Here is a 17074-nt window from a genome sequence, read left to right on the forward strand (position 1 = left end):
ACATTTGAGCACTAATAATTTTCCAATGTCACTTTAACGGCTTCCGATAAAACGTCAACAGCTTTCGGAATGGCACCGTGATCAAATGTCATTTTTGGATGGTGCAGTCCAGGTGCTAGATCACAGCCGACCCCAAGCATAGTCGCTTTTAAATGCGGCCGTTTGATGGTATAAAAATGAAAATCGTCGCCGCCGGTTGTAACGATTGGCTGTGCCAAAGAATCGTGGCCTGCCGCTCGAGAGATACCTTGCGACATAAAATTGATCGCCTCATCATTGGTGACGGAGGCGGCAATATTTGCACTGAGGTCCCAATCCATTTGAACATTATGATATTGCGCAAGCGACTTTACGGCTTTGTTAAATTGTTCGTGCAATTGCTCCATAGCTTCATTCGTTTGAGCACGCATGTCGATCGAAAAACTGGCATTACCAGGAATGATATTATCGCTTTTCCCGCCTGCTTGAAAACTCGTCATTTTAATAGAATAAGGCACCATAGGATTGATGTGTATTCCTTGGATAAGTTGATTTAATTCGGTTCCGATGTCAATAGCGTTGGCGTTCAAGTGCGGACGCGCACCATGTGCATCGTCTCCGACAATTTTTCCGTGAATGAACCGAGCGGCACCGTGTTTAATAACAGGTGAAAATTTACCGTTCTCGAGTTCCTCACCCGGCCTCAAGTGCATGCCGTATAAGTGATCGATGTCATCCACGACGCCTTTTTCAACAAAAGCCAGAGCTCCAGTGCCTTTTTCTTCAGCCGGTTGAAATAAGAATCGTACGGTGCCATCCAAAGGTGTATCTTTCAAAGCAAGTAATGTCCCAATCGCAATCGTCATATGCGCATCGTGTCCACAAGAGTGGTTCGCTTTAAATTCACCGTCAACCTCCTGCCATAAAGCATCCATATCAGCTCGTACGGCAACAACGGGCTTGCCAGACCCAATTTCTGCAACTAAACCAGGCATATTTGAAAACGTCTGTACTGAAATACCTTCTTGTTCCAATAGCTGTTTGATATAATCGGTGGTATGATATTCTTCCCAGCTAATCTCAGGGTGCGTATGTAAATGGCGAAAAACTTCTTCTACTTGGTCCATATCAAGCGCTCCTTTTTATATAATTAACAGAATACTAGCAAACATCAATCAAGCTATCAATAGGAAAAGGATTGGTCATATGCGAAAAATTCTATGGTGGATGCCAGCGATGGTGTGGCTCGGGGTGATTTTTTTCTTATCTGGCCAGCCCGGTGAAGATCAGGAAATCGAGCCTCTTATATCAATATATTTACCGGTAGAACAAATTAAACCTTTCATTTCGTGGATTGAATTTACATATTATGGGGAAGTGCGAAGTGTGGCTGCGATGGGAGTCGAGCCGTTTATTGAGTTTGTGTTTCGCAAACTCGCACATTTTGGGGTTTATTTTATACTGGCAATTCTCGTATACCTTGCCATGATTAAAACGACAGCGATTCAATCATTCTATCAAATGACGATGAGTTATTTACTCGTCGTTCATTTTGCGATTTTGGATGAGGTGAATCAGGGATTTACAGATGGGCGAACGCCTTATTTTGGCGATGTAATCATCGACGCTTTTGGCGCTCTAATCGGTTTAGGGCTTGTCACCCTGATTATCCAATTAAAAAAGACGTTCACGTAACGTAAAAGGAGGTATCTAAAATTGAAAGAATTTGTCGGCACATTTTTTGCTTGCCTTGTTATTTGTTATGTCGCTACTTTTTTCTTTGCATATCTTATTTTAGAAAATATTTGGATTATTGTTACGCTTATTGCACTTTTTTTGTCGGTGTTAATTACGATTTTTATAAAACAGGAAACTAGAATTGAAGAATTAGAGAAGAGAGTGGAGAAGTTATTAAATAACAAGCAGGATTAAGAAATTTATTTAATGAAAAAGAGACAGTTGAAATACAAAAAACGCTCAGATTTAACTACTGAGCGTTTTTGATTGCGAATTATTTGAATTTGGTTTGTTAAATAGACCCACATACTTCAGCCACTACTTAATATTTAGGCTTCAACTTTTGTTTCGTGGTAATCAATTCGTTCTTCTGTCTCAGCATCAAAGAAGTGCGCTTTGTTCATGTCAACGCCTAGTGTAATGTTTTGACCAGCATCAACATTGGAGCGAGCATCGACACGTGCTGTGAATTCTTGATCACCGATTTTCGAGTAAAGATAAGACTCAGAACCCATTAGTTCAGCAACCTCAATGTTAGCGGTAAATGTTGAACCTTCTGCTGTTTGTAAAAATGCTGGTTCATCGTGAAGGTCTTCAGGACGAATACCTAACACTATTTCTTTTCCGACATAGTCTAATTCACGTAAAACTTTCATACGACCTTCAGGAACCTCAATGTCGTGTCCCTCGATCGTAATCGTGTTTTCGTTCAATGTTCCTTTTAAGAAGTTCATCGCTGGAGAACCAATAAATCCGCCAACAAACATATTATTTGGTTCGTCATAAACTTGCTTCGGTGAACCGACTTGTTGAATAATCCCATCTTTCATAACGACTAAACGAGTTGCCATTGTCATTGCTTCCGTTTGGTCGTGTGTAACGTAGATCGTCGTTGTCTGAAGGCGTTGGTGTAGCTTTTGAATCTCCGCGCGCATCTGAACACGTAGTTTCGCGTCAAGGTTTGATAATGGTTCATCCATTAAGAAAACTTTAGCATCACGGACAATCGCGCGTCCTAACGCCACACGCTGACGCTGACCGCCTGATAATGCCTTAGGTTTACGGTCTAGTAATTCCTCTAAACCTAGTATTTCAGCTGCTTTTTGCACACGCTCTTTAACTTCAGCTTTTTTCACTTTTCGTAGTTTTAAGCTAAACGCCATATTATCAAAAACGTTCATATGAGGATAAAGCGCGTAGTTCTGGAACACCATCGCGATATCGCGATTTTTTGGTGCGACGTCATTCATCTGTTGATCGTCGATAAAAAATTCCCCGCCTGTGATATCCTCAAGACCTGCAATCATACGAAGTGTCGTCGATTTACCGCAACCTGATGGACCGACGAAGACGATAAATTCTTTGTCTTTAATATGTAAATTAAAATCCTGTACCGCGTGCACGTCTTTGTCGTACACTTTGTTAATGTTGTTTAAGCGTAGTTCAGCCATATGAAATGCCTCCCAAAGAATGATTAATTTTAGTTTAATAGATTCGAAAGCGGTTTCATATGGTTGAGTTGCACAAAAATGCTGCCTCGTTTTGTGCAACATGTTTAATCGATCAGTAAAACAGCTAAATAAACTCGTAGCATATGGTCAAATTGGCGAATGTCATTCCCGGTTAATTCTAGGAATTTATCAACTCGGTACTGAACACTGTTACGATGCATGTACAGCGTTTTTGCTGCCGAAGATACATTTCCTTGATGTTCAATGACCGTCTTAATTGTATTTAATAGATTTTCATCGTCTAGACTTGTTTTTAAAATCGCCTTCGTGAAATGATCTCGGTCCTGGTCGCTAAACTTTGAAGGGAGGAGGGGGATTAGACTACTTTTTTCATCTAAAATCCGCTTACCTGTTGTTGGCCATAACGTTCTCGCTAAGTTTAATAGCCATTGAACGTCAGTGGGCGCATCGTAAATGTCTGTTTTCGGACTGCTAATCATTAGCCTTATATTCGTATCTAAATCTTCACTCATCACATCAATAATACTGTCAAAATCAATAGTGTCGTTTGGATATTTGATGTCTTCTAATAAAATGACTTCATTCGGATTTAGCCAAATGACTGTGACATGTTGGCTGACAATCATTTGGATCGTTTCGTTAAACGAAGTGGGATCCGAAACAGTTTCCTTAAGCTGCATGATGATGATTCTATAAGAATTAAACGTTTCAGGTGGTTTCGGTTGGTCGCCGTTTAAAAACGCTAGCCAACGCTGTTCGCCCTCCGAATGCCAAACAGGATCATCACTGAGAGCTAAAATTAAATTCTTTTGCTCAGCGTCGATGTCGTTCTCCGGTATGGCATACTGCTGCCCTTTATATTGAAAAATAAAGTGACCATCCTCAGCATGTTGAACCCGTTTAATATTAGGAAACAGTTGCGATAATTTATGTAAATTCATAACAATTTCCCCTTTAATGTCGTTAAATCTTATTATATCAGATAGGACGTTGGATTAGAATTTTGTGTTAACATGAAGGAAAAATAAACGAAAGGGGCGAGTAGATGCTGTTTTTATACATAACCATGGTCATTGTCATTTTATTACTTATAGAAATAATTATTAAACTCGGCAAAATCGCAAAACATTTTGAACGAGAAGAAAAGATGTCGAACGAAGAAATTGAAAAGGAGTTAAACAAAAATTAAGGGCTTAAGCAATCGCTCAAGCCCTTAATTCAGTCAAACATCTCTTTATTTCGTAATTTAATAATTCGATAGACGTGACTCACGATCACTTTTGCAACAGCATAAGTCGGAACCGCAATAATCATCGCAACAATTCCACCGAATCTACCCGCAAATAGGAGTAAGAAGATAATTGTAATCGGGTGAATGTTTAATTTTTTACCCATCACTTGTGGTGAAATCAAATTACTTTCAATTTGTTGCACAACAACAGCGATAATGACAACCAATAGTGCTTGTAACGGCGATTCGAAAAATCCAACAATAACTCCTGGCGCTGTACCAATCCAAGGCCCGATAAACGGAATGAAATTGGTAAAAAGTGCAATGAGCGCTAAGATTAACGCAAATCGAAGGTCAATAATTAAGTAACCAATATAAATTAAAACACCTACACAAAGGCTCACAATAATTTGCCCTTGGATGTAGTTACTTAAAGCATCATCCATCTCATCTAAGATGTCACCAACTTCATCTTTATACTTTTTAGGTAAAAAGCCGATAATTCGCTTAGGCAGACGCTCGCCATCTTTAAGTAAATAGAATAATACGAACGGTACGACAATCAAGATAATTAAGAAACTAGCAATCATACCTAGGTAAGTCGTAATATGACTAGCGACATTTGATAAAATCTCGGTAATACGACTCTCAATACCCTCTAGCCATTCTGTGATTGCTTGCTCATCAGGTGAGAACCGGTTAAACCAATCACTTTCCTGAACAGCTAATAAAAATTGATTTGCTTCATTAATAAACTCTGGAACTTGAGTTGTTAGATTTTCAAACTGTTGTTGAAGCTCTGGGTAAATGATAATAACCAGTGCTGTTAGAACACCTATGCCACCTAAGAACACGAGTAGTACGGCTAATGGTCGAGGCATTTTACGATCTAACAGGTCAACGACTGGCCGAGTCAGGTAATAGAGAATACCTGCAATAATGATAGGTGTAAAAATTGTTTGGGCTAGTACAAAAATTGGCTCAAATACAAATTGTACTTTTGTTGATAAGAAAATAATGAGCATGATGATAATTATTCCATACCCAATTCGGAACCATTTCCCGTTCGGCACACTGTCACCAACTCTCTAAAACATTATAGTAATCATTGTAATATACTAAAAATTGCTAGTCTATTAAAAACTAGATTATAGCTCCATTTTTTCCAAGTAGTTTGTGTTTTAAAACACAAAAAAACCGCGACCATTAATTAGTTCACGGTTTACCGAAATTCGATGCTTGTGATAGGAATTAATAACCAGGTCGATTTTGATCTAAAAAATTTCTAATTTCTCGTTTGCTGATTCCCATTTCTTTTGCTTTCTTCATTAAAATAACCCAGTCTCTATCTAATTGTTTTGGCGTTCCTTTCTCATAATAAGTCATCGTGACCATATTTCCTCCCCCAAACAGATGAGGCAGCAGTGCTATCATAGGTAGCCCCCTTAGACCACTTGCTTTGCGTCCCTTTTTTTCAAAAGGTTTGCCTTTATACTGCATCGAATTATTAACCTAATTTAATTGTAAATGGTTTTTAGTAAAAAAGTTACCCCCTTTTCATCCAAAAATTACCCGAAAATACTACTAAATATTCTAAAAATTTAGATATATTACATAATATTTGTCGAATTAAAAACGTTTTTGTTCCTCGATCCAGGCGTTGGCTTCTTGGTAAAGGTCATCTTTTATGTCAGATTTTGTCTCGGAATACTGACGTTTTAACTGTTTGACGTGGGTTGTCGAATAGCCATTTCTTCTTAATTCAGATTGGTATTCCTGAAATAATTTTTGATATGAAGTATCAATTTCTTCTTCTAGCTGAGTTGCCTTTTTTTCATATTTTAAAATGGTCATTCCTAAAGTGAGAGTGTTTGTATCTTTGTTATTTACTTCTGCTAAAATGTCTTCTTTCAAATCGTTTATGTAACTGAGTGTATCTTCGGTTAAACGTTCGAACTCGGATTTATATTTGGACTTGATTTGATTGACGTTCGGCTTGCTTAACCAAGCATCTTCAGCATTTAGCGTATCATCGACCCAAGGAGTTTTTTCTTCTTCGTCAGTTTCAAGTTCTGTTTCGACTTCATGGTGAAGGATTCGATCAACTTGCTGAAGACTATTGGTTACGATATAAAAAATAAAAATAGCTAATACTAATAGTAGCTTTCGCATGATTGTTCACTCAGCCTTTCTAGTCGGAGCGTTTAAACTTTTCTATCACATCTTCGTCAAAAAAAAGGGGTTTTATACCAACGGCAAAGGGGGAAATAACATAAATCTCGCCGTAATTTGACAAATTTCCTAAAACAGTCGCTAATTAAACAAATAGTGGGGCATATTAACCGTATCCTAACTCACAAGGCCTCATAGTATCTCATTTATCATTTTTGTCGATGCGATTTTTCGTGTAAAATGGTTTCGTGTATTGAATGACTATTCAAACTATTAAAAGACAAAGGAGTTTTTAAATTGAGTTCAGATAGTGGTCTGACGAGGAAGAAACTAAGTAAAACACTTAAACCACATTGGGTGTGGGCCATTGCACTTGGTTCATCGATTGGTTGGGGTTCATTTGTTCTTCCAGCTGATTGGATGCAAGGAGCTGGACCTCTAGCGGTTATCCTTGGTTTATCGATCGGTGCTGTATTAATGGCAATTATCGCGATTAGTTATGGTGTATTAATTCGAAATTATCCCGTTTCAGGTGGGGAATTTGCTTACACGTTTTTAGGTTTAAACCGTGTACATGCTTATATTAGTGGTTGGTTTTTAACATTAGGTTATATATGTATTGTCGCCTTAAATGCGACAGCTTTTGCCTTAATGCTTAAATTCGTATTTCCTGATTTTATACAGAATATGAAAATGTATTCCATCGCAGAATGGGATGTATACTTCACAGAAGTTATTGTGGTTACGATTTTAGTGGCATTCTTTACTTACTTAAATATTAAGGGATCAGGATTATCTGGTCGCATGCAATTTATTTTTGTTATGATTTTAGTTGTCGGTGTATTTGGCTTAACTGGACTAATGACAACAAATGTTGATGCATCATTTAGTAATATGACACCATCCTTTGACCCCGATGTGTCACCTTTAGCAGCTGTTTTAGCAATGGTTGCCATTGCACCGTTTGCATACGTTGGTTTTGATAACGTTCCACAGGCGGCAGAGGAATTTAAATTCTCAGCTAGAAAAAGTTTAGGACTCATCATGATGGCGCTACTATTCGCAGCTATTATTTATTCTTTAATGATTATGACAACTGCACTAGGCGCTCCTTGGCAAGAAACTTCTAATGCTGGATTGCAGTGGGGAACAGGTACGGTTGTTGAAGACGTATTAGGTACAGGTGGATTAATCATCTTAGTCATTGCGTTATCGATGGGGATTTTCACAGGTTTAAACGGTTTCCTCATCTCTGCAAGTCGTGTGTTATTTGCGATGGCACGAGGTAAAGTTTTACCAGACGTTTTCTCAAGACTTCATTCTAAACACAACACGCCATACTTTGCGATTATTTTCGCAGCTCTTGTTGCGATCATCGCGCCTTGGTTTGGACGTGAAGTGCTGGGTTGGATAGTCAATATGTCATCTGTTGGTGTCGCAATCGCGTACTTCTATACATGTTTTACAGCGTATAAGTTATTGAAGTGGAACAAAGATGGTGCGGAATTTGATGAAACGCTTCATATTGTTTCACCTGGGAAGAAGTTTATAGCAATGTTAGGTATGGTATCAAGTATTGGTTTCTTAGTACTACTATTATATCCAGGGTCGCCTGCAGCTTTAGGTGCTGAATCATTTTGGGCATTACTTATTTGGATTATCCTAGGTTTGCTCTTTTACTTAATCAGACGTAAAGATTTAAACAGTTATGACCGTGAAGATTTAGCTTATTTAATCTTAGGTAAAGATAAATTTAAACTCACAGATAAAGAAGATTAATTGAAAATCCACCGGGGCTCCGGTGGATTTTTTTGTTGAGACAGGCTCGGTGGGGGGCTCACCCGCTGGAGAGTGAAACAGGCCCGGTGGAAGAGCAAACGTACCCGCTGGAGAGTGAAACAGGCCCGGTGGAAGAGCAAACGTACCCGCTGGAGAGTGAAACAGGCCCGGTGGAAGAGCAAACGTACCTGCTGGAGAGTGAAACAGGCTCGGTGGAAGAGCAAACGTACCCGCTGGAGAGTGAAACAGGCTCGGTGGAAGAGCAAACGTACCCGCTGGAGAGTGAAACAGACCCGCTGGAAGAGGGGACTCACCCGCTGGAAAAAGACAAAACCCTCATCAAGTAATTTTTTTCATAAAAAAACAACTCACGGAACATCTCCGTGAGTTGTGATCCTTACTATTGTAATGCGTTAACAGCGTTTAAGTGGCCGTTACCAAATAACTTTTTATCTTGTCCGTTAACTTCTTCAACGCCATCTTTAAGCAGTTCGCGTTTAACTTGTGCTGGTGAAAGTTCACCATTGTTTTGATCAATGATTAGACCAGCAACAGCTGAGACTTTAGGTGTTGCCATGGACGTACCAACGCTGAAGTAGTAACCATCATTAGAAAGGTTGTCAGCGCTTAGGTTGAATTCCAAAATATACATTTGATTATCTAAATACTCATCTAAACGACCTTCAGCAGCATACTGATCATATAAGCGAGTATCGCCACCAACAGTTGCAATGTCAACTTGACCTGCCCCGTAGTTAGAGTAAACCGCTAATACATCGTTTGGACCAGTCGATGAAACATTTACAACGTTAGACAGTTGAGCTGGAACTGTTTTACCTGTGCCGCGGAATTCAACATTTTCACTTCCGTACGCACTATTTAAGTAGTCCATCACTTGATTATTGTTGCTTAAGTCAAGTCCGTCGTTACCCGCTGCAACGACAACAACAGATCCTTTGCTTTCAGCGTATTTAGCAGCACGTTGATAAGCAACATAGTCTGCTACATCGTTACCTGCATTTTCCCATTTTCCATCTTCATTTTTAACGAATGTTTGACCGAAAAGGTCCCATCCGCCAAGGCTCATCGATAATACATCAGAACCATCATCAGCAGCTGAAATCATAGCATCATAAATCCAAGCCGATTCAGCTGAGCTAGTACCAAATACACGGTATGCACGTAGACCTAAGTCTGGTGCTACACCTAGCATACCGTTACCAGCACCAGCAATTGAGCCAGATACGTGGCTACCATGACCGTGGAGGTCTACAAAATTATCTGGGTCACCAGTTTCATCTGGCTCCGTTCCTTGGAATCCACCTTCAGGAACAAAGTTTTTAGACCCATCAACTAGGTTCGGTGCTAAGTCTTGGTGAGTAGGGTTAATCCCCGTATCAATAACAGCTACGACTGTATCATGAGAACCTGTGTGCTCCGCAAAGCTTGCACCGTTTTCAGTGATGCGCTGAATGTCCCACTGGATTGGCCAGAATCCTGGCATTTCCATTCCAGCTTCATCTAAAAGGTCGCCATTAAGGTCGCCTAAAAGATCTCCATTGAGGTCACCGTATAAATCACCATACAGGTCACCATTTAAATCTCCTAAAAGATCACCTGATAAATCTAAATCACCATTGAATTCTACCGATTCTTGTTCAGGTAAGTCCCAAGAAAGTGAAGGGCTTGCTGCTTGTACAGCTTTAAAACCTTTAATTTGATTTAGGTCGCCTTCAGTTCCTTTAACCTGATAATAACCAATTTCAGGTACTTCATAAACAATTTCTGCATCTGTTAAGGACAGATCACCTTTGAATTGTTCTACTTTAGCATTGTTTTTCAGAACAACAGAATAGTAATCTTCTTCTGCATCTGCACCTAAAGTAGTGAATGACATGGCTGCGATTGCGATTGCTGCAACCATTGCAATAATCCATTTACGCATTAAGTTTCCTCCCCCTTAAATAATTTTCTTACACTTAATTTAATTCTTTAATTTATCAAAATTTACCTACCGACTTTAGTTGTATTTCTTTCCTGGGTCGATAGACTCATAACAATGAATTATTATTAAATAATAATAATTCTAAATTTGTGATAAAATATGATTAATAAGAGCGATTTTTTGGCTTATTTTCAAAAAAATTTATCAACCATAAACCTATTGTATTAACTATACAACTATAATAAAATAAAAATTGACCTCGATCATAAAGGGTTATTTAGACGCTATCTTTTTATTTGCCTCTCACATTTGTGGGAGGTCTTTTTTTTATCTTTTTTTAGCTAAACTAAAAGGCTCCACTTAACGTGCAGCCCTTACTATATATTGAGATTAATTCAATTGAACATCTTCTTCTATATAAGCTTGATCTTTAAAATCTATGTGACCTTGCCCAGAAGTTAAATTAACTAACCAGTCGTTACAACTCTCTGCTTCTGAAATAGGAGCATAAATATTAAACGTTACTTGATCAAGATACTCAATTTTTTTTAATAAGAAAGAACTATTCCTCAACTCATTTTCAACTTTTCCAATCAGATGATAGTCAACTTTTAGTTGAATGTGCTGCATTAGTGAGCGACGGACAATGCCAACAGCTTTTATAGCTTCCGATGTAGAGCTAGAATAAGCGCGGATTAATCCGCCTGCACCTAATTTAATGCCACCAAAGTAACGGGTCACAATAATGGTTGTATCTTTAAGGTCCATTTGTTTCAGAACTTCCAGCATGGGAACGCCAGCAGTTCCGCTAGGTTCGCCGTCGTCATGGGCTTTTTGAGTTAAGTTTTGTTCGCCAATCATATAGGCCGAGCAGTTGTGTGTCGCGGATTTATGTTCTTTTTTGATTTGTTGAATGAATTCTTGTGCTTCTTCTTCCGTTTCAGTGCGTTTGACGTGTCCGATGAAACGAGACTTTTGAATTTCGATTTCATGTGAACCTTCTTCTTTTATTGTTAAATAATGTTCAAGCATATGCATGGCTCCTCTCAAATTTTATTATAAAGAAGTAGTATTTAAAGAGCAAAGTGTGTATTCGACATAATTTAATGATAAAATATGACTATAACCCTCGTGAAAAAAGTCTGATACTCGAATGGATATAGACACATTGGAGGAATTGTAATGTCGGTGACGAAAGAAAATGAACGCGCACTTGACCAGGTCATCGAAGATATGATGGACGTGGTTAACAACAGTAAGCAAGAAGTTTTTGAAATCGGAGAAGAGTCACGAAAACAACAAGAAGTTTTAACGAGCGAAGTGAAGGAAATTAAGCAAGAAGTAGAGAATATTATTAAAGAGAGTGATGAATTAGAGAGACGACTTAAGGCCTCAAGAGTACGGTTATCAGAAGTGAGTAAGCATTTTGACCAGTACTCAGAGGAGGAAGTGCGCAAAGTTTATAATAGTACACACGAGCTGCAGACTCAGCTTGTGGTCCAACGGCAGAAGGAAGTGGCGTTAATTAAACGCCGTGATGATCTTGAGCAACGGATAAAAGCATTAACGAACAATGTTGAACGTGCTGAAAAATTGATGAGTAAAATTAATGTTATATCAACCTATTTACAAGAAGATTTTAAAGAAGTGAATCAAGCACTAGAATCGGCAAAAGAAAAGCATGAGTTTGGCCTGCAGATTATTGAAGCTCAGGAAGAGGAGCGTCGTAAACTTTCTCGTGAAATTCATGATGGGCCAGCGCAAATGTTAGCCAATGTGTTGATTCGTTCTGATATAGTAGATAAAACGATTAAACAAAAAGGAATCGATGAAGCGGTTAAAGAGATCCGAGAGATGAAAGAGATGGCTCGAAACGCTTTATATGAAGTGAGACGAATTATTTATGATTTACGGCCGATGGCTTTGGACGACTTAGGACTTGTTCCGACATTACGAAAGTATCTAACAACTGTTGAAGATTATCATAATTTAAAAGTTCAGTTTGACGTAAGAGGTAAGGAAATGCGTTATGGGCAAAAGTTTGAAGCCGCTGTATTCCGTATGGTGCAAGAAGCTGTGCAAAATGCGTTGAAGCATGCGGAAGCGAGCTTAATTAAAGTTTTATTCGAAACCACCCAGCATCAGTTAAATGTCATCGTCATTGATGATGGGGTTGGATTTGACCAAAGTGAAAAGAAAAATCAGTCATTTGGCTTGATTGGTATGAGAGAACGAATAGAAATGTTAGACGGCGAGTTAAAAGTTGAATCTCAAATAGGAGATGGCACTAAGGTTAAAATTTCTTTACCAATTGTTTACGAAGGTTAAAATGAAAAAGCTAGTCATGTATACTGAAACTGGAAATGGAAACTGGGAGGTTTAATGATGGGAACAAGGATCGCGTTAATAGATGACCATAAATTATTCCGCGAAGGTGTAAAGCGGATTTTAGAATTTGAAGAGGGCTTCGAAGTTGTAGCAGAAGGGAATGATGGGTCTGAAGGGGTTCAGATCGTCAATCAGACAAACCCTGATATTGTGATTATGGATATCAACATGCCAGGAATTAATGGCGTTGAAGCCACTCGAGAACTAATCGAACAATTTGAAGACTTACGCGTGATTATTTTATCGATACATGATGATGAATCCTATGTCACACATGCCTTACAATCAGGCGCACTAGGGTACATGTTAAAAGAAATGGATACAGACGAGCTCGTGAACGCTATTAAAATTGTTAGCGAAGGCGGCTCATACGTTCATCCAAAAGTTACACATAATTTAGTGAGAGACTATCACCGTTTAGCGTTAAGTGGGTCTAAGTCAGGCAATGAAACGCAGACAAGCAGTTATTTTCAGCCAGTAGAATATCGCAAACCACTTCATTTGTTGACACGACGTGAATGTGAAGTATTGCAACTTATGGCTGATGGCCAAAGCAACCGAGGAATTTCCGAGACACTCTATATTAGTGAAAAAACAGTAAAAAACCACGTCTCAAACATTTTACAAAAAATGAATGTGAACGACCGCACCCAAGCTGTAGTGACAGCGATTAAAAATGGGTGGGTTGAAGTTAGATAGTTAAAATCCGCCGGAGCTCCGGCGGATTTTTTGATATTTGGCTGAGTGTTCAAAAGAAGGGTATTAGTGCTCAAAAGGAAGCATTAAGTGCTCAAAAGAGGAAAATGACTGCTCAAAACAAGGAAAATAGTGCTCAAAACAAGTAAATTAGTAGTCAAAAGAAGATCTAAGTTCCAAAATTTTTTCGCAAATATCTTCATTCTATAGTAAAATTAAACTAAACAATTAGAGAGGGGTGAAGTCATGAAAACTGTAGTCGTGACGGACAGTACAGCTTACATACCGGAAGAGCAGTTGAAGGAATTGAACATCCATGTTGTTCCGCTTTCTGTGACGTTTGGACAAGAGTCGTACCGTGAGCTTTATGATATTACGACGAAAGAGTTTTATGAAAAAGTTCGCCAGTCGGACGAGCTTCCTAAAACGTCGCAGCCTTCAATTGGTGATGTTCTGACAAAGTATGAAGAACTGGCGCAAGAGTACGATGCAATTATATCTATTCATTTATCAAGTGGTGTTAGTGGTACTTATCAGGCGGCGGTTTCGGCTGGGCAATCTGTTGAGGGTGTCGAGGTGTATCCTTACGATTCTGAAATTAGCTGTATGGCGCAAGGTTTTTATGTGTTGCGTGCGGCTGAAATGGCGCAACAAGACAATGGGCCAGAGGCGATTTTAGAAGCGATGGATGACATTAAAAAAGAAATGCGTGCCTACTTCATGGTAGATGACCTCAGTCACTTGGCGCGTGGCGGTCGTTTGAACGGCGCTCAGGCAATGGTTGGAAGCTTACTTCAAGTAAAGCCAATCCTTCATTTTGAAGATAAAAAAATTGTTCCATTTGAAAAAATTCGCACAAGCAAAAAGGCGTATAAGCGAATGGAAGAGTTACTGAAAGAAACCGCGGACCAGGCGGAAGAGGTCAAAGCTTGCATTATCCATGCAGAGCGTGAAGAAAAAGCGATCAAGTGGAAAGAAGAGCTTGAGGACAAATTCCCGAATGTTAATTTTGAAATTAGTTATTTTGGTCCTGTCATTGGAACGCACTTAGGAGAAGGCGGAATGGGCCTTTTCTGGTACAAAGTTAAATAAGTTTGCAATTATATTTATCATTATATCCAATCAGACAGGTCACTTATCTGTCTGATTTTTTATGGAGGTATGCCTATGGATGCTAACCAATTTTCAGGAAAACTTCTATTAAAACATGAGTGGAACTTGGATGATGAGTTGTTTGAGTTATGGCTTCAGAAAAAGTGGATTCAAGAAGTGCCTGGAATCGTTCGAAAGTTTGGGGTGACGATGTGCCAGCGGTGTTTTAATACTGAGAAAAAATACTTTGGCCTTATGCCGGGTGACATCACCTATTGCCGAAAATGTGTTGCAATGGGGCGGTTGAGTGAGCGTGAGCCTCTTTACAGGTGGTCGGGGCCTGAAAATGAGCTCGAACCTATCCCCAACAGCTGCGCTTGGGAAGGGAAATTGACCCCACTTCAAGAAGAGGCAGCCCATGCTATCGTGAGAACAATTCAAACAAAAAAGAGACTTCTCATCAGTGCCGTTTGTGGCGCAGGTAAAACTGAAATGCTCTATAAAGGAATCGAATACGCCGCCGAGCATGGCCTTCGCCTTTGCATCGCAACGCCTAGGCAAGATGTTGTTAGAGAACTAGCACCAAGGTTAAGACGAGATTTTCCTAGTTTAACGTCAGCTGCTCTTTATGGTGACTCAACGGAACGAGACCACGGGGCACACCTCGTCATCGCGACCACCCACCAAATGCTCCGTTATCAAAACGCCTTCGATGTCATTATCGTTGATGAAGTCGATGCCTTCCCTTTTCATAAAGACCGATCACTGCCAAAGGCTGTCAATCGTGCGCTAAAACCCAAACACGCTCTTATCTATTTAACCGCAACCCCTAGATTCAACCTAAAACTTCAAACCGCATTAAAATTGATTCCAACCGTCTCCATCCCTATGCGTTACCACGAACACCCACTACCTGTTCCAACGTTTAAACGCGTCCACCAACTAGAAAAACAACTGCAAGCATACGAATTACCAAAGTTAATACTCGATTGGATTGAAGAACGTAAGGGAAGACGTTTTTTACTATTCACTCCAACAATCGAACTTGCCCAAACCCTTTCTCAATCACTCAGTATTCCCTATGTCCATTCGGAAAGCCCTGACCGTAAAGAACTCGTGATGAAATTTCGAACCCATCAATTAAATGCGTTAATCACCACAACGATTTTAGAGAGAGGCGTGACATTTCCGTCGATTGATGTAGCGGTATTGTTAGCTGACCATCATGTGTTTGATGAAGCGGCACTTGTTCAAATTGCTGGACGAGTGGGGCGCAGCGCGGATGATCCGACTGGTGACATTACATTTTTTTACGAACAAAAAACCAATGCGATGGTAGCCGCGAGGCAATACACACGGATAAAAAATAAAGAAGCACAAAGGAAGCGATGATATGCACTGCTTAATCTGTTTTCGTGACATAACGGAAGCGACGACTTGGCAGAATTTATGGACCGTTAAAGAGAAAAATATTTGTGACGACTGTGAATCAAAATTCGAAAAAGTCAAGGGTTCAACACTATGTGAAAAATGTATGAAGCCAGTTTCAGAAGAAGTTAACCTTTGTGGTGATTGTTATGAATGGCAAGAGCGTTTTCAACAAGATCCTTTAATCCAAAACGTGTCCATTTTCACTTATAACGACTATATGAAAGACGTCATGGCGTGCTTTAAATACAGAGGAGATTATGAGTTAGTTCATGTGTTTAAAGAAGCCATCAAGGATACTTTCAGCGAACATTTCAAACATTCATTTCAACTCGTCCCAATTCCCTTAAGCGACGAACGACTATCCGAGCGTGGCTTTAACCAAGCCGAAGCGCTCGCACAACTGATTGATCTACCAATTTACAACGTTTTAAAACGAACCCATTCCGAAAAGCAATCAAAGAAATCCAAACTAGAGCGCCTGACGTCTAAAAATCCTTTTCGAGCTAATCATCCGATCTCCGGAGATGTATTAATAATCGATGACATTTACACAACTGGTACAACCTTACGACAAGCTGCACAAACACTAATTGACCATGGCGCAACAACCGTTTCCTCATTAACTTTAATCAGAAGCTAAAAAATTACACAAACCTACTTTGTGATTCGTTCTTTTTGCCGATATAATAGAAAGAAGAATATACGGGGAGGATCCATTATGGGAGATTTAGCGAATTGCCCTCGCTGTGGCGCATTGTTTTTAAAAGGGCCATTGGACGTTTGTCAAAATTGTTATCAAGAGGAAGAAGAAAAGTTCGATTTAGTCTATCAATTCATTCGTCAAAAGAAAAATAGAATGGCGACTGTGCTTGAAGTTTCAAGTGAGACTGGTGTTGAGGAAAAGTTGATCATGAAGTGGGTACATCAAAAAAGACTACATCCAGCTCAATTTCCGAATTTGACATACCCTTGTGAAAGGTGCAGTAACCCGATTCGTGAAGGGAAGCTGTGCAAAGACTGTGCGGATGAGTTGAAAGAAGGTTTTAATGATGAACAACCGAAGACCATTGCTGAGAAAGAAGCAGAGTATGAGAAAAATAGAGCCTATATCAATGTTTCAAAATGGGAATCATAAACACTTAAACTTTTTAA

At 39.4% G+C, this 17074-nt stretch carries 19 protein-coding genes and 1 riboswitch; of the genes, 11 read left to right on the plus strand and 8 right to left on the minus strand.

The features are described 5' to 3' along the window. Positions 1–11 precede the first annotated feature (11 nt). On the minus strand, positions 12–1106 hold the full coding sequence (locus EDC24_RS07505; protein WP_124221249.1) for a M20 peptidase aminoacylase family protein: 1095 nt from the start codon (positions 1104–1106) through the stop codon (positions 12–14). 79 nt (positions 1107–1185) lie between these two features. On the opposite strand from EDC24_RS07505, the gene EDC24_RS07510 reads away from it, so the two are divergent. Together EDC24_RS07510 and EDC24_RS07515 are read left to right on the plus strand one after the other, a co-directional pair. Beyond that, complete coding sequence (locus EDC24_RS07510) at positions 1186–1674, plus strand: VanZ family protein (RefSeq protein ID WP_124221251.1); 489 nt, start codon at positions 1186–1188, stop codon at positions 1672–1674. A 21-nt stretch (positions 1675–1695) separates the two neighbouring features. After that, entirely contained in the window at positions 1696–1911 is a 216-nt protein-coding gene (locus tag EDC24_RS07515) for a hypothetical protein (protein WP_124221252.1), read from the plus strand. Positions 1912–2045: 134 nt separating this feature from the next. Here EDC24_RS07515 and EDC24_RS07520 read toward each other — a convergent pair whose 3' ends face one another. Beyond that, positions 2046–3167: an ABC transporter ATP-binding protein gene (locus EDC24_RS07520; RefSeq protein WP_124221254.1), complete on the minus strand. Its 1122-nt coding sequence runs from the start codon at positions 3165–3167 to the stop codon at positions 2046–2048. 104 nt (positions 3168–3271) lie between these two features. Further along, positions 3272–4129: a PucR family transcriptional regulator gene (locus EDC24_RS07525; protein ID WP_124221256.1), complete on the minus strand. Its 858-nt coding sequence runs from the start codon at positions 4127–4129 to the stop codon at positions 3272–3274. 104 nt (positions 4130–4233) lie between these two features. Between EDC24_RS07525 and EDC24_RS15155 the strand changes: the two genes are divergently transcribed. After that, the gene (locus EDC24_RS15155) at positions 4234–4377 is read left to right on the plus strand and encodes a hypothetical protein (protein ID WP_170158508.1); all 144 of its coding nucleotides are present in this window, start codon (positions 4234–4236) and stop codon (positions 4375–4377) included. Between the two features lie 29 nt (positions 4378–4406). On the opposite strand, the gene EDC24_RS07530 is transcribed toward EDC24_RS15155, so the two are convergent. From EDC24_RS07530 to EDC24_RS07540, 3 genes are all read right to left on the minus strand, one after another. Next, on the minus strand, positions 4407–5492 hold the full coding sequence (locus tag EDC24_RS07530; RefSeq protein ID WP_124221258.1) for an AI-2E family transporter: 1086 nt from the start codon (positions 5490–5492) through the stop codon (positions 4407–4409). A gap of 178 nt (positions 5493–5670) precedes the next feature. Further along, positions 5671–5853 (minus strand): anti-repressor SinI family protein, encoded by a 183-nt coding sequence (locus EDC24_RS07535; protein WP_245998018.1) that lies wholly within the window; start codon positions 5851–5853, stop codon positions 5671–5673. After that, positions 5834–5917, minus strand: a riboswitch (cyclic di-GMP riboswitch). It overlaps the preceding gene by 20 nt. Positions 5918–6048: 131 nt before the next feature. Next, entirely contained in the window at positions 6049–6591 is a 543-nt protein-coding gene (locus EDC24_RS07540) for a hypothetical protein (protein WP_124221260.1), read from the minus strand. Between the two features lie 297 nt (positions 6592–6888). On the opposite strand from EDC24_RS07540, the gene EDC24_RS07545 reads away from it, so the two are divergent. Next, the gene (locus EDC24_RS07545; RefSeq protein WP_245998020.1) at positions 6889–8370 is read left to right on the plus strand and encodes an APC family permease; all 1482 of its coding nucleotides are present in this window, start codon (positions 6889–6891) and stop codon (positions 8368–8370) included. A gap of 86 nt (positions 8371–8456) precedes the next feature. Beyond that, on the plus strand, positions 8457–8717 hold the full coding sequence (locus tag EDC24_RS07550) for a hypothetical protein (protein WP_124221262.1): 261 nt from the start codon (positions 8457–8459) through the stop codon (positions 8715–8717). A gap of 53 nt (positions 8718–8770) precedes the next feature. On the opposite strand, the gene EDC24_RS07555 is transcribed toward EDC24_RS07550, so the two are convergent. Further along, positions 8771–10315 carry a S8 family peptidase gene (locus EDC24_RS07555; RefSeq protein WP_245998023.1) on the minus strand — a complete coding sequence of 515 codons (1545 nt, stop codon included), beginning with the start codon at positions 10313–10315 and terminating at the stop codon, positions 8771–8773. A gap of 390 nt (positions 10316–10705) precedes the next feature. Continuing rightward, positions 10706–11347 carry a YigZ family protein gene (locus EDC24_RS07560; RefSeq protein WP_124221264.1) on the minus strand — a complete coding sequence of 214 codons (642 nt, stop codon included), beginning with the start codon at positions 11345–11347 and terminating at the stop codon, positions 10706–10708. A gap of 150 nt (positions 11348–11497) precedes the next feature. Here EDC24_RS07560 and EDC24_RS07565 point away from each other — a divergent pair, with 150 nt between their 5' ends. From EDC24_RS07565 to EDC24_RS07590, 6 genes are all read left to right on the plus strand, one after another. Continuing rightward, positions 11498–12643 (plus strand): sensor histidine kinase, encoded by a 1146-nt coding sequence (locus EDC24_RS07565; protein WP_124221266.1) that lies wholly within the window; start codon positions 11498–11500, stop codon positions 12641–12643. Positions 12644–12700: 57 nt separating this feature from the next. Continuing rightward, the gene (locus EDC24_RS07570) at positions 12701–13402 is read left to right on the plus strand and encodes a response regulator (RefSeq protein ID WP_124221268.1); all 702 of its coding nucleotides are present in this window, start codon (positions 12701–12703) and stop codon (positions 13400–13402) included. Between the two features lie 243 nt (positions 13403–13645). Then, the gene (locus EDC24_RS07575) at positions 13646–14491 is read left to right on the plus strand and encodes a DegV family protein (protein ID WP_124221270.1); all 846 of its coding nucleotides are present in this window, start codon (positions 13646–13648) and stop codon (positions 14489–14491) included. Between the two features lie 75 nt (positions 14492–14566). After that, positions 14567–15883 (plus strand): ATP-dependent helicase ComFA, encoded by a 1317-nt coding sequence (locus EDC24_RS07580; protein ID WP_124221272.1) that lies wholly within the window; start codon positions 14567–14569, stop codon positions 15881–15883. Between the two features lies 1 nt (position 15884). After that, positions 15885–16562 carry a ComF family protein gene (locus tag EDC24_RS07585; protein WP_124221274.1) on the plus strand — a complete coding sequence of 226 codons (678 nt, stop codon included), beginning with the start codon at positions 15885–15887 and terminating at the stop codon, positions 16560–16562. A gap of 78 nt (positions 16563–16640) precedes the next feature. Beyond that, positions 16641–17057: a TIGR03826 family flagellar region protein gene (locus EDC24_RS07590; RefSeq protein WP_124221276.1), complete on the plus strand. Its 417-nt coding sequence runs from the start codon at positions 16641–16643 to the stop codon at positions 17055–17057. The last annotated feature ends 17 nt before the right edge of the window (positions 17058–17074 follow it).

The organism is Aquisalibacillus elongatus (genome assembly GCF_003843875.1).
Classification (GTDB): Bacteria; Bacillota; Bacilli; order Bacillales; family Alkalibacillaceae; genus Aquisalibacillus; species Aquisalibacillus elongatus.

Coding starts and splice junctions, on each gene's coding strand:
- EDC24_RS07540 (WP_124221260.1), bottom strand. CDS start 6,591: ATGCGAAAGCTACTATTAGTATTAGCTATTTTTATTTTTTATATCGTA.
- EDC24_RS07510 (WP_124221251.1), top strand. CDS start 1,186: ATGCGAAAAATTCTATGGTGGATGCCAGCGATGGTGTGGCTCGGGGTG.
- EDC24_RS07520 (WP_124221254.1), bottom strand. CDS start 3,167: ATGGCTGAACTACGCTTAAACAACATTAACAAAGTGTACGACAAAGAC.
- EDC24_RS07580 (WP_124221272.1), top strand. CDS start 14,567: ATGGATGCTAACCAATTTTCAGGAAAACTTCTATTAAAACATGAGTGG.
- EDC24_RS07505 (WP_124221249.1), bottom strand. CDS start 1,106: ATGGACCAAGTAGAAGAAGTTTTTCGCCATTTACATACGCACCCTGAG.
- EDC24_RS07525 (WP_124221256.1), bottom strand. CDS start 4,129: ATGAATTTACATAAATTATCGCAACTGTTTCCTAATATTAAACGGGTT.
- EDC24_RS07570 (WP_124221268.1), top strand. CDS start 12,701: ATGGGAACAAGGATCGCGTTAATAGATGACCATAAATTATTCCGCGAA.
- EDC24_RS15155 (WP_170158508.1), top strand. CDS start 4,234: ATGCTGTTTTTATACATAACCATGGTCATTGTCATTTTATTACTTATA.
- EDC24_RS07560 (WP_124221264.1), bottom strand. CDS start 11,347: ATGCTTGAACATTATTTAACAATAAAAGAAGAAGGTTCACATGAAATC.
- EDC24_RS07585 (WP_124221274.1), top strand. CDS start 15,885: ATGCACTGCTTAATCTGTTTTCGTGACATAACGGAAGCGACGACTTGG.
- EDC24_RS07590 (WP_124221276.1), top strand. CDS start 16,641: ATGGGAGATTTAGCGAATTGCCCTCGCTGTGGCGCATTGTTTTTAAAA.
- EDC24_RS07575 (WP_124221270.1), top strand. CDS start 13,646: ATGAAAACTGTAGTCGTGACGGACAGTACAGCTTACATACCGGAAGAG.
- EDC24_RS07565 (WP_124221266.1), top strand. CDS start 11,498: ATGTCGGTGACGAAAGAAAATGAACGCGCACTTGACCAGGTCATCGAA.
- EDC24_RS07535 (WP_245998018.1), bottom strand. CDS start 5,853: ATGATAGCACTGCTGCCTCATCTGTTTGGGGGAGGAAATATGGTCACG.
- EDC24_RS07555 (WP_245998023.1), bottom strand. CDS start 10,315: ATGCGTAAATGGATTATTGCAATGGTTGCAGCAATCGCAATCGCAGCC.